The organism is Rhizobium sp. WYJ-E13, from assembly GCF_018987265.1.
Lineage (GTDB): Bacteria > Pseudomonadota > Alphaproteobacteria > Rhizobiales > Rhizobiaceae > Rhizobium.
On the sequence record NZ_CP076854.1, the window covers coordinates 1,562,525 to 1,577,788 of the forward strand.

Sequence of the window (15,264 nt, forward strand, 5' to 3'; positions counted from 1 at the left end):
CGCGATCAGCCAAATGGCTGCACCTGAAGAATTCCGGAAGGCGCTCAGCAGGCGCCAACGAGGCGGGCACTCCAATGCCCGCCGTAGTTCCTTTCAAGACAGGAAACGATTATCCCGCTGTAATGACCTCCGGCTTGTTCATCGCCTCGATCCGATAGGATTAACCTCCCATACCTATATTTCCGGCTATTGTCAGAGCAACAGGCCGTCCCCATCAAAGGGAGCGTTGGGCGTATGCAAGTCGATCTGCTGCAAGGCCACGTCAGGGATCTGGTGGTGGGAATGCTCGACGTTGTTGACGCCAGCATCGAGACCTGAGGGATTGAAGGCCATGTGCGGGCCGCCATGATTGACATGGGTTGAGTTCGGGCCACGTGCATCGGAATCGTCGCTAGCAAAGTGCTGGAAGTCAAAGACGTCGTGGCTCATCTTGTCGGCGGCAAGACCCTTGTGATCTCCGTCGGCCTTGTCGGGCGACATCTTCGCGTTTTCATGGGAGGAGGCAGCCGTGGGGTCCGTGGAAGCGTGGGCTGCATCAGCGGTAAGGGCACTATCGAGAGATGCAAGCTGGGTTTGGGTCGCATCAAACGTCTGGTTATCGCTGACGGAAAATGTGCCTGCGGCCACGATCGTCGGAGAAATGTAGGTCGGCGTCACATCGCTTGCGATAAGATTGTCATGGAAAGAGCCTGATGCGGGCCTGTCAACCTTCAGCGCCGCGTTCGACAGATGATCGAAGGTGTTCCCGTAAATATCGATCCCTTCGCGGATATAGGGCAGTGTGGTGGCAGCGCTGATCGAAACCCCCCAGCCACCATCATGGATATGGTTGTCCGATATTGTGTAGTCCCTCGCATCCCCCTGATCGCCGAGACCGATAGCATAGGACCAGCTATAGCCGCCATAACCAGAGATATCATTGCCGTGGATATCTATATTCGTGCCGGCCTGCGCGCTGATCCCAAAGCCGCCACCGAGCAGCGTATTGTTCTCGACGACGGCATTTTGAACCGTGCCGAGCACAAGGACGCCCTTTGGACTGGCGGCATTTGTTTGATCGAGGGTGTTGCCGCTGATGAGGACATTGCTGCTGTTGTCCAGCTGAATGGCATCAGCCGTCTTTCCGTGGCTATTGGTGACGGTATTGTTGATGAGATTGACGCCGGTGACCTTTTCGATCCACATGCCGTCACTGTTGACGTCGCTGATCCTGCTGTTTTCGATCGTGATATTCTGGCCGGTCCTGAAGGTGATCGAGCCGGAACCGGACAGTCCAGTATGTTCGACGTCGACATTGTTGACCGTCCAGTTCGAAACATTGCTGGCCCAGATAGCCGCGCCTGCGGTATCGGCGATCTTGATGTTCTCGATAACGATGTTCGACGTATATTGGCTGGCAATGCCATTACCGGCACTGCTGTGGATAACAGGCGCTTCGCCTTCCCCGTAGCTGCCGATCGTGATCGGAGCGGTAGTGCTGCCGGAATATTTGAGATCGAATTGTTCGTTGAAGACGCTTCCGGCAGCAAGAAGCACGCTGTCGCCGGGCTGCAGTCTCAGGGACTCTACCTTGGACAATGTGGCAAAAGCCGAATTCTCGCCTGTTCCAGTGTTGCTATTGGATCCTGTTGCTGAATTCACGTAGTAAACTGCCATAGTGCCTTCGCCTTTCGCGCAGCCCCTTGGGCCAGACTGCGATTGAATGGATTAGTTACGACGGGAAGAATGCCACACTAATGCGGCGTTTTCGTGTTTTGATTGCACTTCAATCAATAAAGGCGAAATTTTCTCTCTATAGTTGCACAAATTAAGGACGAGCGTCACTGGATGGAAATTATTGGTCTCGCATGACGGTTGCCTTTATTTCAGCCGAAATCCCGTCGCGTGTGGTGGTCGGGATGCGTCTGGGTATCGAATAAAATCATGTCGCAAACTTTGAGTTCACTCCGATACTTTCACGGCGAATGAACCGGCTCGGAATCACAACGCGCAGCTCTCGCATCTCATCCGACTTTTCCATCCTGGCAATCAGGAATTCTGTCGCGGTCTCTCCGAGAGCCTCCATCGGCTGCTCGATCGTCGAGAGCGGAGGCGCGCAATATTCACAGACAGGTGAGCCGTCGAACGATACGACCGACAAGTCTTCCGGCACGCGCCAGCCCATCTTCTGAACCCTGCTCATGAAGGAAATCGCCATATCGTCACTCGCTGCCACGACCGCGGTAGGTTTTTCATCGAGCCTTGCAAAGTCCTCGGCAGCCTGTAGGCCGGTTTCGAAACCGAACTGGAAGGTGAGATCTCCGCCGGAACGCGTGATGTGACCTTCGGAGAGGCCGGCCTCCTGCAAGGCCTCGACCAGACCGGCATAGCGCTCGAGCTCGTGGTAGTTTCCGCTCGGGCCTGCTATATAAAAGAAACGGCGATGGCCAAGCGCCAGGAGCTCTATTGCCGCTTCTTTTACAGCCATTCTGTCATTGGTGATGATGCTTGGAACGGACGTGCCGCTCACGTCGAGCAGAAGCGATACGATCGGCAATCCTGCTTCGGCCAGCGACCGGTTGTCGACGACCGGCAGCTGCGAGGACAGGATCAAAGCGCCCCTGACCGTCCCTCCGAATGCAAGGTCGAGAATATGCCGTTCTGAACTTTCGTCGCGGTCAAGGTTGGCAATCATCAAATTATAGCCGTTGCGGATGACGGTGCGGTTCACGGCTTCTAGCACCTGGGGGATGATCTGTGAGGCGCCGTAATGAGGCGAACCCGGCAAGATGATCATGATAACATTCGACCTCCCGACCCGTAGGTTGCGAGCAGCAGCATTCGGCGTATAGCCGAGCTGTTTTGCCGCAGCGGCAATCCTTGCCCTTGTCTTCTCGTTGACCCGCCCGGGATTGGCGAGCGCGCGACTGACTGTGGAAGTCGCCACTCCCGCTAGCCGTGCTACGTCCGCCATTAGAGTGGACGCTCCCTCGGTGGGCAGGCTGTCTTCGGTTTTCTTCATCAATCCATCCACCTAGCGCAAGGCAACCAAGTCCCAGGTCACTGCGTGATTCTCGTTATAACAAACGATTGCCAAAAATTCGAAGAAAAGACTTGCATAATTTATCAGCCTGCCTAATATCGCGTCATGGCAATCGATTGCCTAATTGCAACGCATTGACATTATTTAATAAAGCTCGACGCCGGAAAGCGTTTCCGCGATTGGCTGATTGTGCTCAATTCAAGGAATGAAAAATGGCTGCGCATGATAACCTGCGTTTTGGTGTGGACTTGGTTACCTTCTTCCATCCGGGCTTCTGGGGCGTCGACAGCTATGACGCAATCGTCGAACATGCGAAGGATCAGCCGCGGCAGTTCTGGGACAAGATCCTCGACAGCGTACAAGCCTCGGGCGTGACCGGCGTCGAGCTCACCTTCTCCCCCTTCAACTGGCAGGACGCGATCAGGACCTACGGGTCTGTGGAGGCATTCAGCGCTGAGCTTTTTGCTCGCGGACTTCAACTGGCTTCCGGCTTCTTCGCGGAATTGGAGGCTTCCGGCGATTTTACCGCGGCTGCCGCACAGGCAGCCATCATCGCCAAGGCCGAACAATATGCCGATTTCATCAAGGCCTGCGGCGGCGACGTCATGGTCATTGGTGTGCCAATGCGCCAGACACCAGGTGAAGAGCCAGTGCATTTTCGCGATTTCGACCAAGCCAAGGTGATCGCCGATTTCCTGAATCGGCTAGGTGCCATCCTTTACAAGAAGGGCGTCAAGCTCGCCGTGCATACGGAAGCACATTCCATCTTTGCCGCTGCCCGCGACGTCGACCTTCTGATGCTGCTGACGGACCCGTCTTACGTACATATGTGCCCGGACACGGCCCATATCATTCTCGAGGGCTCCGATCCGATCCAGCTCGTCGATCGACACCATGAGCGCGTCATCATCGCCCACTGGAAGGATGCGATCGGCAAAATGCCGGCCGACACGCCTGTTGGCGCAGACATCCACGAGCGCCACCGTCCCTTCTTTTGCGGTTTCGGCCTTGGCCGCGTCGACTGGCCGGCCTGGATCCGCCTGCTTCGCGATCGCCAGTTCAGCGGCTGGGCAATCCTGGAACTCGACGCCGCCGCAGATCCTGTCGGCGATATCGCCAATGGCCTGACACTCGTACGGCAGGCGCTTCTGCCGATCTATCGCTAACCGATCCCTGCAACCAAACGGCTCCACAAAGAGGGCCTATTCAAGAGGTGGAACAATGAAGAGAATGACGATGCTGCTTGCCGGCACAATCCTGCTTGGTGCTGCCGGCCTTGCCAATGCTGACGACAAGCTGAAGGCCGAGGTCTTCACCTCCTGGACATCGGGTGGCGAAGGCCGCGCCGTCGATGCCATCAAGAAGGAATTCGAAAAGCGCGGCGGCGTGTGGGAGAGCTCCACGATTGCCGGCTTCGAAAATGCCAATGCCGCATTCCAGAACCGCCTCGTCGCTGGCGATCCGCCGACGGCCAAGCAGGTCGTCGTCGGTAAGGACCCGGCCGAATTCATCGAGCAGGGCCTGATGAACCCGATGGATGACGTGGCGGCAGCCGGCAAGTGGAAGGATGCACTTCCGAAGGCGCTCTATGATTACATTACCTATGACGGCAAGGTTTATCTGACGCCGACCGGCATCCATGGTGAAAGCTGGATGTTCTATTCCAAGGACGCCTTTAGCAAGGCCGCGATTACCGAAGAGCCCAAGGATTGGGACGCCTTCTTCGCCGATATGGACAAGCTCAAGGCTGCGGGCCTGACGCCGATCGCCTGGGGCGGCCAAGGCTGGCAGGAGGTGAAGGTCTTCAACATGGTTCTCCTGTCCCAGGTGGGCATGGACGGCTTCATGAAGATTTATGTCGAAAAGGATCAGGCAGCCCTGACCTCCGACGGTGTCAAGAAGGCTCTCGAAATCTTCGGCAAGATGCGCACATACGTCGATCAAGGCTCTGCCGGCCGCAACTGGAACGACGCAACCGCCATGGTCATCACCGGCAAGGCCGGTGTCCAGTTCATGGGTGATTGGGCCAAGGGTGAGTTCACGGCTGCCGGCAAAGTCGCCGACAAGGATTTCGGCTGCGCCATCTCCCCCGCCTCCCCGGGGCTCATCTATATCGCGGACGCCTTCGGCTACCTGAAGACGAACGATGCCAACCAGGATGCAGCGCAGAAGCTGCTGGCCGAAGTCGTCATGGACCCCGCAGTTCAGGTTGAATTCTCGCTGAACAAAGGCTCGATCCCGGCCCGCATCGATGTCGACAAGTCCAAGTTCGACGCCTGCACCCAGAAGGGCATGGCTTTCATGGCCGAAGGCAAGATCGTTCCCGAACACGCCATCACCACGACGCCGGAGCAAGTAGGCGCCCTGACCGATTTCATCGGAGAATTTTGGGCCAACCCGTCCGCCGATATCGATGCGTCGGTCGCGCAGTTCGCGGCGATCTTCGAGTAAGATCGATAAGCCTGTCGCCTACACTGCAACACCGGTGCAGGCGACTTTCGAAGCCCCTTCTCAAAGACGCTCTGATGAAACGGAAGCATACCCGCTCGAAAGCGGCGCTCATTGCGCTTACCCCCACATGGGCTGCCGTGATCGTCGTCTATCTCGGCACCATGGTCTGGTCGGTGACCCTGTCCTTCACGAATTCGCGGCTGTTCCCATCGTGGAATTTCGTTGGGTTCGAGCAATATTCCAAGCTGTTTCAGACCGCCAAATGGCTGGTCTCCTTCCAGAACCTGATCATCTTCGGCGTGCTTTACGTCTTCGGCTGCCTGTTTGTCGGCTTCCTGCTTGCCGCCGCTCTCGATCGCAGGGTACGCTTTGAAAGCGCCTTCCGGACGATCTTCCTCTATCCCTATGCCATGTCCTTCGTCGTCACCGGCCTGATCTGGCAATGGATGATGAACCCGACGCTCGGCGTTCAGGCAAGCGTGCGTGCGCTTGGCTGGCAGAGTTTCACCTTCGACTGGATCATCAACCGCGATCTTGCAATCTATGCGGTGGTGATCGCGGCCCTCTGGCAGGGTGCCGGCCTCGTCATGATCCTTGTGTTGGCCGGTATGCGCGGCATCGATGGCGAGCAGTGGCGCGCCGCCCGCATCGACGGCATTCCTGTCTGGCGTACCTATGTGTCGATCATCCTGCCGCAACTGACGCCGGCCTTTGCCGCCGCCGGCACGCTGCTCTCCATGGGCGTGATCAAGACCTACGATATCGTTGTGGCGCTCACCAATGGCGGGCCGGGATCGGCGACCGAGGTGCCGGCGAAATTCATCATGGACAATCTTTTCCAACGCCAGAATCTCGGCCTTGCGACGGCCGCGGCGACGATCCTGCTTCTGACCGTGCTAATCATCGTCGCGCCCTTCCGCTATGCCCAACATATTCGCGCCCGGCGGCAGGCAGGTACGCTATGACCCATCCCCGTGGCCCCAGGCCGACGCAGATCACCGCAGCGCGCATCGGCCTTTATGCCTTTCTCATCTCCGCTGCGCTGTTCTTCGCCGTGCCGCTTTACGTGATGATCGTCACGTCGCTGAAGACCATGGACGAGATCCGGCTGGGGCAGATCTTCGCGCTGCCGCTGCACCTGGATTTTACCGCCTGGCAAACGGCCTGGGCCGGCGCCTGTGCCGGCAGCGAATGCACCGGCGTGCGCATGGGCTTCCTGAATTCGGTGAAGATCACCGTGCCGGCTGTCGTGATCTCCGTACTGATCGGCGCCGTCAACGGTTATGCGCTGTCCTTCTGGCGGCCGAAGGCGGGGCGCCTGATGTTCGGCCTGCTGATGGCTGGCGCGCTCGTGCCCTACCAGATTTTTCTCTATCCGCTGGTGCGGGCCATGGCGGTGATGGGCTTCTACAACAGCCTTGGCGGCATCATTCTCGTGCATGTGCTGTTTGGCCTGCCGCTGGTGACGCTGCTCTTCCGCAACTACTTCGTCACGATCCCGGAAGAGCTCTTCAAGGCAGCGCGCGTCGACGGCGCCGGCTTCTGGCGGATCTTCGTCGAGATCATGCTGCCGATGGCGCTGCCGATGATCGTCGTCGCCTCGATGTTCCAGTTCACGGGTATCTGGAACGACTTCCTGCTCGGCGTCGTCTTTGCCGGACGCGACAAACTGCCGATGACAGTACAGCTCAACAACATCGTCAACACGACGATGGGCGAGCGCAACTACAACGTCAACATGGCGGCCACCATCCTCACCGCCATCATCCCGCTCGCCATCTATTTCCTGTCCGGACGCTGGTTCGTCCGCGGGATCGCGGCCGGCGCCGTCAAAGGGTAAGGCTGAATGAACGCTGCTGTTTCCATCAAGGACCTGAAGATCAGCTACGGCGATCACACGGTGATCGAGCAGATGTCACTCGATATCGCGCCGAAGGAATTTCTGGTCCTGCTCGGCCCGTCCGGCTGCGGCAAGTCGACCCTGCTGAACGCGATCGCCGGCCTTTCCGACATCACCGACGGAGAAATCTGGATCTCGGGGGAAAACGTCACCTGGGAAGAGCCGAAAGACCGCGGCATCGGCATGGTGTTCCAGTCCTATGCGCTCTATCCCCGCATGTCGGTGCGCAAGAACCTCTCCTTCGGCCTCAGGGTCGCGGGCCTGCCGAAGCCGGAGATCGAAAGCCGGGTCGAGCGGGCTGCATCGCTCCTGCATCTGGAAAAGCTGCTCGATCGCCGCCCGGCCGAGCTTTCGGGCGGCCAGCGCCAGCGTGTCGCGATTGGCCGCGCGCTGGTGCGCGAAGTCGATGTCTTCCTGTTCGACGAGCCGCTGTCGAACCTCGACGCCAAATTGCGTAACGAGTTGCGCGTCGAGATCAAGAAGCTGCACCAGCAGCTCGGCAATACGATGATCTACGTCACCCATGACCAGGTGGAGGCGCTGACCCTTGCCGACCGCATTGCCATCATGAAGGACGGCGTGATCCAGCAGCTGGGCACACCGGCGGAGATCTACCACCGGCCTGCCAACCTTTTCGTCGCAGGCTTCATCGGCGCTCCCTCGATGAATTTCATTCAAGGCAGCATCGAACCTGGCGGCGGTAAGGTGCTGTTCAAGGCTGGCGATCTCACCCTCGACATGTCTGGTTATGCTTTTGCCGCAAGGCCGCAGGCCTGCCCGGTAACGCTTGGCGTGCGTCCGGAACACCTGAGCATCCGACCGGATGTCGCAGACCCCGCGCTTCCGGCAACCGTCTCAGTCCTGGAGCCGATGGGTTCCGATACGGTTGTCTGGCTCACCTGGAAAGACGCGCCCCTGTCACTACGGGTGATGGGCGATCTCACGCTCCAGCCGGGCGATGTCATCGGCATCGGTCTCGATCTCTCCAAAGCATCTCTTTTCGGAGAGGACGGCAATCGCCTCTGAGCCCTGCTCTCCCGGCAGCAGAGAGATCGCGCTGCCGCCCCATTCCATTGATGAAGTCAGGTTTTGAACGACATGTCTGAGAAAGTGTATGATGCGCTGGTGATCGGCTCCGGCGCGGCCGGCTCCTTTGCCGCCATGGAACTGACGGCCAATGGTCTATCCGTCCTGCTTCTCGAAGCCGGGCCTGAGATCGGCAAGAAAGACTTCGATCCCACGCGTAAGAAACCGCCGGCAAGCGCCATCAACATCTGGGAGCGGGCGCGGGCAACCCTCAAGGGTCAGCCGGTTCAGGCGCGTGCCGCCTTCTTCACCGAGCGTTTCAGCCGCTTCTTCGTCAACGACCGGAAGAACCCCTATACCACGCCGCGCGGCGAACCCTTCCTGTGGATCCGCGGCCGGCAGTCGGGCGGACGCCTGCACAGTTTCGGCCGCGTGCTGCTGCGCTGGAGCGACGACGATTTCAGGATCGAGAGCCGAAGCGGCCGCGGCGTGGACTGGCCTGTTTCCTACGACGAACTCGCTCCCTTCTATGCCGAAGCCGAAAGCCATCTTGGCCTCTACGGCAATCAGGACCATGTCTCGACTTTGCCGGACGGCGTCTATTCCCGCCCCGCCAAGCTGACGCCGGCCGAAGAGCTCTTCAAGAAGACCGTCGAGAGCCAGGCGCCGGAACGGCATGTCGTGTCCTGGCGTTATATCGCACCGGACGCCGAGCGTATGCCGCGCCCGCTGCGCGAGGCGCTTGCAAGCGGCAATCTGACAATCCGTCACGATGCGATCGTGCGCCGCATTACTACGGATGCGAAGACGGGTCGGGCGACTGGCGCAGAATATATCGATCGCAACTCCGGCGCCGTTCACGCTGTGCGTGCCGAAAACGTCGTCCTCTGCGCCTCGCCGATCGAAAGCGTTCGACTGCTCTTGAATTCTGCCTCGGAGAAGCACCCGAACGGGCTTGGCAACAGCTCGGGCACGCTCGGCCGCTACTTCATGGATCAGTTGCCCTGCCTGGCCTTCGGCACCTTCCCGCAGGCCCGGGGTTGGTCGCATGACGATTCGGCACCGCAGGACCCATTCTACAATCCGTCAGGCGGGATCTTCGTGCCGCGTTTCGACAATATCGAGGGAAAGACGCCGCGCGGCGACTTCGCCTATCAGGGCAGCGTCGGCCGCGCGCCGGTCGGCGACAACGAGCCGTCGAGCCTTGCCTTCTTCGGCTTCGGCCTGATGCTGCCGCATGCCGACAATCGCATTACCCTTGATGCCAACCGCAGGGACGCCTGGGGCATTCCGGTGCCGCACATCCGCTGCGTCATGCATAAGCCGGAGCAGGCGCTGATCCGCAGACAGGAAAAGACCCTGATCGACATGGTAAAAGGTGCCGGCGGGGAGCTCGACTTCATCGGATCGCCGCTTGGCCTGACGGAAATGGGCCGTGGGGCCTTCCCGGATGCCGACCCCTTAAGCCGTTTCCTGTTCCGCAAATGGTTCCGAAAGACGATGTGCATGGGTGCCGCAATCCATGAAAGCGGCGGCGCACGCATGGGCACCTCGCCTGAAAATTCCGTCCTCAACGGCTGGAACCAGAGCTGGGACGTGCCCAATCTTCTCGTGACCGATGCCAGCGCCTTTCCCGGTGGCGGCACGGCGGGTACGACCTTGACCGTCATGGCCCTGACCCTGCGCGCCTGCCGGAAGCTCGCGGCGCAGTACCGCGGATCTGCTGACGTCTCCAAACACGATGAAGTGCTGGAATAACTGGAGCGGCACCAACGACTAGGCCGGGCTGGCGGCCAGCGCAATCGAGTCGGCCACGTCGTTTACCCGATCGGACAATATGGCCGTCGCCACGCGAAGATGTGCGCTTGGAAGGATGGAGAATTTTGCGCCCGGATGAACCGCAATACCTCGCGCCGCCAGCGTGACCATCGCGAAGGGTTCGGATGCGACCGGCACCCAGGCACACAGGCCGCTGCCATGCTGCACGTCGATCCCACGCTCTCCCAGCGCATCGACCAGATCGGCCCGACGCTGGAAATAGATATCGCGAGAGCGTTGCAGCAAGGTTTGTGTGGCGGGATCCCGCAGAAGCCATGCGGTGGCCGCCTGAAGAATGCGGCTTGTCCAGCCGGCGCTGAAGCTGCGGTAGGACTGGATCTGTTCGACGATCGTCCGCGAGCTCGAGAGCACAGCAAGCCTCAGATCCGGACCATGCGTCTTTGAATAGGAGAGAATGTGAATTGTCCGGTCGGCAAACCGACCGCCGAGCGAATGACGCGGAGCCGTGGAAATATCGGCGACACCGTCATCCTCGACGATCAAGGTGTCGGTGCCGTCGAGAATGTCTCCAAGCCTTTGCAACCGCTCGCCGCTGACAGTCTGACCGGTCACAGAATGAAGCCGCGGCTGGAAAATGAAGGCGACGGGCCGCAGCTTCATTGCAGCTTCGAGAGATGCAGGCAGCGGCCCTTCGCGATCGCACTGGACCGGAAGGATCCGCACGCCGCGATCCTCCAGAATATCGAGAAGCCGCATGGCGGTCGGATCCTCGATCGCAACGGACGCACCGGGCATGACGAGTGCCTGGATGAGCGTGTAGACTGCGTTATAGCCCCCGTTCGTTGCCAAGAATGCGTCCGGCTCGTATGGCCAGGTCTTTCGGACACCCTCTTCGAGTTCCGGAAGGATGCGGCTTCGCTCGTAGCTGTTGAGATTTTCCGCCGACGCCCCGTAAGCCATGGCTTCCTCAAGCTTCGGCAAAAGCCTGATATCCGGCACGGCTGCGGTCAGGTCGAGGACGTCGGCTCCGTAACGACCGGAGCTGCCGAGCCGTTCGGGCTTTGCCACGAAACGGTCGCCGCTCACCCAGGTGCCGTTCCGTCCCCTGCCGGTAATGATCTTCTGGCGTCTCAGCTCACTCCAGGCCTCGGAGATCGTCGCCGGACTGATCCCAAGCGCAAAGGCAAGATCGCGGATCGGCGGCAGCTTCGTTCCGACGGGAAGTGCCCCGGCCCGGATCAAGGCACTGGTTTCAATTGCGATTCCTCGAATTGTCCGATCGGTCAATTTTTGGGCAAACCAAGCCGCATCGACAACATCGCTCATTTAATGGCCATTTTTAATGTTCAATAACGTAATAACATTTGATCAGGAAAATTTGAACATTTAATTGTTCCGAAAACAAGGTCCTTGCGAGTGAATGCCGATGCCCCTTAGCCTCCGACTTGCCCTGCGTGACTGGGACTACATGACGCCCCTGGTTCTCGGCGATGTCTCCTCCCCCAAGCTCGACATCAAGGTCGATCGTGTCGGCACATTGCTCTCGCATCTCGGCAAGAGCGACGACTATGACGTCGCGGAAATGTCCTTCAGCCGCTATACGCAGCTGCGCATTGACGGCGACGAGAGCATCGTCGGCATCCCGAACTTCATCATGCGCGGCTTCCGTCACCGCTGCGTCATCACCCGCAAGGACGGCCCTATCACCGAACTCGGCGAGCTCGCCGGAAAGCGTATCGGCGTCACCGGGTGGCGCGACTCCGGAAACATTTGGACCAGAGCGGCGCTGCGCCGCGAGGGTGTCGGCGTTGAGGATGCCATGTGGTATGCGGGCCGCCTGACGCAAGCGCATCCGGTCGTCGATCGCCTCGACGGGTTCGGCCGGCCCGGCCGCATCGAAGCGGCTCCCGGCGAGCGGCCCATGGTCGACCTGCTCGAGGAAGGTTTCCTGGACGCGATCTTCACGCCTTTCATGCCCGATGGCTATTTCGGTGGAGGATCGCCGTTCCGGCAGGTCGTTTCCGATTTCAGAGGCGCCGAACGTCGATATTTCGCTGATGTGGGCTATGTTCCCGGCATGCATCTGATCGGCATCAAAGCGGGCATCGTCGCGCAGAACCCGTGGGTGATCGAAGAACTCAGCAAGCTGATCGATGAATCGCAGCGGATGTGGCTGAGCAAGCGCCGCAAATACGCCGACACCTCGCCTTTCATGATGGACGAGCTTTTGAAGTCGGCGGTCGAGCTTCCGGTCGGCTGGGACGCCAGCGGCTTTGCGGTCAACCGCAAGATGATCGCTGATTTCGCCAGCGAGCTTCACGTCCAGGGCATCCTGCCGCAGCTGATGACGCCGGAAGAGCTCTTCTCCTTCGATGTCGACGGTAGCCGCGTCGGGTGAGCGCAACACGAAACGCATGAATTCGAACCAAACAGGGGAAATAACAATGTCGATCATGAAAATTGCACGCCTTGCTCTGACGAGCGTGGTGATCTCGGGAACGGCCTTCGCTGAAGACGCGGCCCTGCCCAAGCTTTCGGTCAACGACGCGCTTCATGCGCAGTTGCCCGAAGCGATCCGCACGTCCGGCAAGATGATCTCCGTCAACAATGGCTCGTTTCCTCCCTATGAAATCGTCACGGGTACCGAGATGAGCGGCGCCAGTGCCGATCTGACCGACGCGCTCGGTCAGGTTCTCGGCGTCAAGATCGAGCATGAGACTGTCGGTGGCCTGCCGGCGTTGCTCGCCGGCGTCAATTCCGGTCGTTACCAGTTTGCCTTTGGTCCGGTCGGCGACTTCAAGAGCCGCGAAGAGTCCAACGACTTTGTCGACTGGGTGCAGGAATTCGTGGTCTTCTCGGTGCAGAAGGGCAATCCGAAGGGCATCACCTCGCTCGATACCGCCTGCGGTAACCGCATCGCCGTCATGGCTGGCGGCTCGGCTGAGAAGGTCATCCAGGTGCAGGCCGAAAAGTGCAAGACCGACGGCAAGGGCGCGATCGAAGTGCAGTCCTTCACCGACCAGCCGAGCTCGATCCTTGCCGTCCGCTCCAAGCGTTCGGATGCCTTCTTCTCCTCCCAGGCGCCGCTCACCTATTTCGTGTCGCAGGCCAACGGCCAGTTGGAGCTGACCGGCGTCGGACAGAAGAACGGCTTCGAAAACCTCTATCAGGGCGCGGTTGTCGCAAAGGGCTCGCCACTCGGCCCGGTCTTGCGTGATGCGGTCAAGGTGCTGATGGACAATGGCACCTATGCCGCGATCATGAAGAAGTGGGGCCTCGAGAACAACATGATCAAGGAGCCAGGCATCAACCTCGGCGGGACGCTTCCGAAATGAGCACACAACGACAAACACTCGCATCGCCCTCCGGCGATGCGAGAAGCCGGGACGTGGCCCATGCCCACAAGCCCTTCCCCAAAGGTCGCGTCGCGGCCTGGCTGACTACGCTTGCGATCGCCGCCTACTGCGCCTGGTCGGTCGCGCATAACGAGAACTTCGGCTGGCCGGTCGTCGCACACTATTTCTTCGACCCAACCGTCATCAGCGGCCTTTACGTCTCGCTCGGTCTGACGGTCGTCGCGATGATCATCGGCATCGCTCTCGGTCTCGTGCTGGCCGTCGCGAGAATGTCCAGCGACCGGCTGGCAAGTTCGCTTGCCTCGCTGTTCATCTGGTTTTTCCGCGGAACACCGCTCCTGGTGCAGCTGATCTTCTGGTACAATCTTTCGACGCTCTTTCCGACGCTTTCGATCGGCATTCCCTTCGGCCCGACTTTCATGAGTTGGGATACGAATTCGGTGATCAGTCCGATGACGGCTGCGATCGCAGGTCTCGCCCTCAATGAGTCCGCCTATATGGCCGAGATCATCCGCGGCGGATTGCTTTCGGTGGACAAGGGCCAGTACGAGACGGCGGAAGCCTTCGGCATGACGCGCATCCGCGCGCTTCGCCGCATCATCATTCCGCAGGCCATGCGCTCGATCGTTCCGCCGACCGGCAACCAGCTGATCAGCATGATCAAGGCGACCTCGCTCGTCAGCGTCATCGCCATGGCTGATCTGCTCTATTCGGTACAGTCGATCTACAACCGCACTTTCGAGATCGTGCCGATGCTGCTCGTCGCCGTCCTCTGGTACCTGCTCATCACGTCGGTCCTGAATGTCGGCCAGGCCTATATCGAGCGCTATTACAGCCGCGGCGATCGCCGCACGGGCGCCGCCAAGCCGGCAAAGGAAACGGCCGTCATGACACAGGCAACGGAGGCAGGTGCATGAACGAGATCGCCACTATCGAGCCTCTCGTCAAGGCACGCAATGTCCACAAGTCCTTCGCGGATCTGGAAGTGCTGAAGGGAATCGACCTGGACGTGGCACCCGGTGAGGTCGTCGTCGTCCTTGGCCCCTCCGGCTCCGGTAAGTCGACGTTCCTTCGCTGTATCAACCACCTCGAATCCATCAACCAGGGTTCGATCGAGGTAGACGGCGAACAGATCGGTTATCGCCTGCACAAGGATCGGCTGCTGCAGCTGTCAAACCACGCCATTGCCCTGCAGCGGCGAAAGATCGGCATGGTGTTCCAGCAGTTCAATCTCTACCCGCATATGACGGCACTGCAGAACATCATCGAGGCACCTGTCGGCATACACGGCGAAAGCCGAAAGGTCGCGACCGACAATGCACTGAGGCTCCTGGAGCGAGTGGGGCTTTCGGCCAAGGCCGACAGCTACCCGCGCCAGCTTTCCGGCGGCCAGCAGCAGCGCGTGGCGATTGCCCGCGCGCTGGCCATCAAGCCGAAGCTGATGCTCTTCGACGAGCCGACCTCGGCACTCGACCCCGAACTGGTCGGCGAGGTTCTCGCCACCATGCGGGATCTTGCAAACCAGGGTCTGACGATGATCGTCGTCACCCACGAGATCGGTTTCGCGCGGGAAGCGGCCGACCGCGTGGTCTTCATGGATGGCGGCAAGGTCGTGGAACAGGGCAAGCCGGAGAATGTAATCGGCAACCCGCAGCACCCCCGCACCAGAAGCTTCCTGTCGCGCTTCATCTAGCGCGGCAGCTCCCCATGCTCTTGCCCTGCGGGCTGGC

The 15,264-nt window shown here is 59.8% G+C and carries 13 protein-coding genes; 10 read left to right on the top strand and 3 right to left on the bottom strand.

The window, feature by feature from the left end:
• Positions 1-192: 192 nt before the first annotated feature.
• Entirely contained in the window at positions 193-1,656 is a 1,464-nt protein-coding gene (locus KQ933_RS28655) for a right-handed parallel beta-helix repeat-containing protein (protein WP_216759373.1), read from the bottom strand.
• 265 nt (positions 1,657-1,921) lie between these two features.
• Positions 1,922-3,001, bottom strand: coding sequence for a LacI family DNA-binding transcriptional regulator (locus KQ933_RS28660; protein WP_216759374.1), 1,080 nt, complete (start codon positions 2,999-3,001; stop codon positions 1,922-1,924).
• A gap of 233 nt (positions 3,002-3,234) precedes the next feature.
• Between KQ933_RS28660 and KQ933_RS28665 the strand changes: the two genes are divergently transcribed.
• The 6 genes from KQ933_RS28665 (at position 3,235) to KQ933_RS28690 (ending at position 10,157) form a co-directional block, all read left to right on the top strand.
• Complete coding sequence (locus KQ933_RS28665) at positions 3,235-4,188, top strand: sugar phosphate isomerase/epimerase (RefSeq protein WP_216759375.1); 954 nt, start codon at positions 3,235-3,237, stop codon at positions 4,186-4,188.
• Between the two features lie 55 nt (positions 4,189-4,243).
• Positions 4,244-5,473, top strand: a complete 1,230-nt coding sequence (locus tag KQ933_RS28670; protein ID WP_216759376.1) for an ABC transporter substrate-binding protein — start codon at positions 4,244-4,246, stop codon at positions 5,471-5,473.
• Positions 5,474-5,547: 74 nt separating this feature from the next.
• Entirely contained in the window at positions 5,548-6,438 is an 891-nt protein-coding gene (locus tag KQ933_RS28675) for a carbohydrate ABC transporter permease (RefSeq protein ID WP_216759377.1), read from the top strand.
• Positions 6,435-7,313 (top strand): carbohydrate ABC transporter permease, encoded by an 879-nt coding sequence (locus KQ933_RS28680; protein WP_216759378.1) that lies wholly within the window; start codon positions 6,435-6,437, stop codon positions 7,311-7,313. Before KQ933_RS28675 ends, KQ933_RS28680 begins: the two co-directional genes overlap by 4 nt.
• Positions 7,314-7,319: 6 nt before the next feature.
• Entirely contained in the window at positions 7,320-8,399 is a 1,080-nt protein-coding gene (locus KQ933_RS28685) for an ABC transporter ATP-binding protein (RefSeq protein WP_216759379.1), read from the top strand.
• A gap of 72 nt (positions 8,400-8,471) precedes the next feature.
• Entirely contained in the window at positions 8,472-10,157 is a 1,686-nt protein-coding gene (locus KQ933_RS28690; RefSeq protein ID WP_216759380.1) for a GMC oxidoreductase, read from the top strand.
• 18 nt (positions 10,158-10,175) lie between these two features.
• Here the strand turns inward: KQ933_RS28690 and KQ933_RS28695 are convergent, their stop codons facing one another.
• Positions 10,176-11,504 carry a PLP-dependent aminotransferase family protein gene (locus KQ933_RS28695; RefSeq protein ID WP_216759381.1) on the bottom strand — a complete coding sequence of 443 codons (1,329 nt, stop codon included), beginning with the start codon at positions 11,502-11,504 and terminating at the stop codon, positions 10,176-10,178.
• A gap of 100 nt (positions 11,505-11,604) precedes the next feature.
• Here KQ933_RS28695 and KQ933_RS28700 point away from each other — a divergent pair, with 100 nt between their 5' ends.
• The 4 genes from KQ933_RS28700 to KQ933_RS28715 are packed head-to-tail and all read left to right on the top strand — an operon-like array spanning position 11,605 to position 15,227.
• Entirely contained in the window at positions 11,605-12,576 is a 972-nt protein-coding gene (locus KQ933_RS28700; RefSeq protein WP_216759382.1) for a nitrate ABC transporter substrate-binding protein, read from the top strand.
• Positions 12,577-12,622: 46 nt separating this feature from the next.
• Positions 12,623-13,513, top strand: coding sequence for an ABC transporter substrate-binding protein (locus KQ933_RS28705; protein ID WP_216759383.1), 891 nt, complete (start codon positions 12,623-12,625; stop codon positions 13,511-13,513).
• Positions 13,510-14,451: an amino acid ABC transporter permease gene (locus KQ933_RS28710; RefSeq protein ID WP_216759384.1), complete on the top strand. Its 942-nt coding sequence runs from the start codon at positions 13,510-13,512 to the stop codon at positions 14,449-14,451. The genes KQ933_RS28705 and KQ933_RS28710 overlap by 4 nt, the downstream gene beginning before the upstream one ends.
• Positions 14,448-15,227 (top strand): amino acid ABC transporter ATP-binding protein, encoded by a 780-nt coding sequence (locus tag KQ933_RS28715; protein WP_216759385.1) that lies wholly within the window; start codon positions 14,448-14,450, stop codon positions 15,225-15,227. Before KQ933_RS28710 ends, KQ933_RS28715 begins: the two co-directional genes overlap by 4 nt.
• The last annotated feature ends 37 nt before the right edge of the window (positions 15,228-15,264 follow it).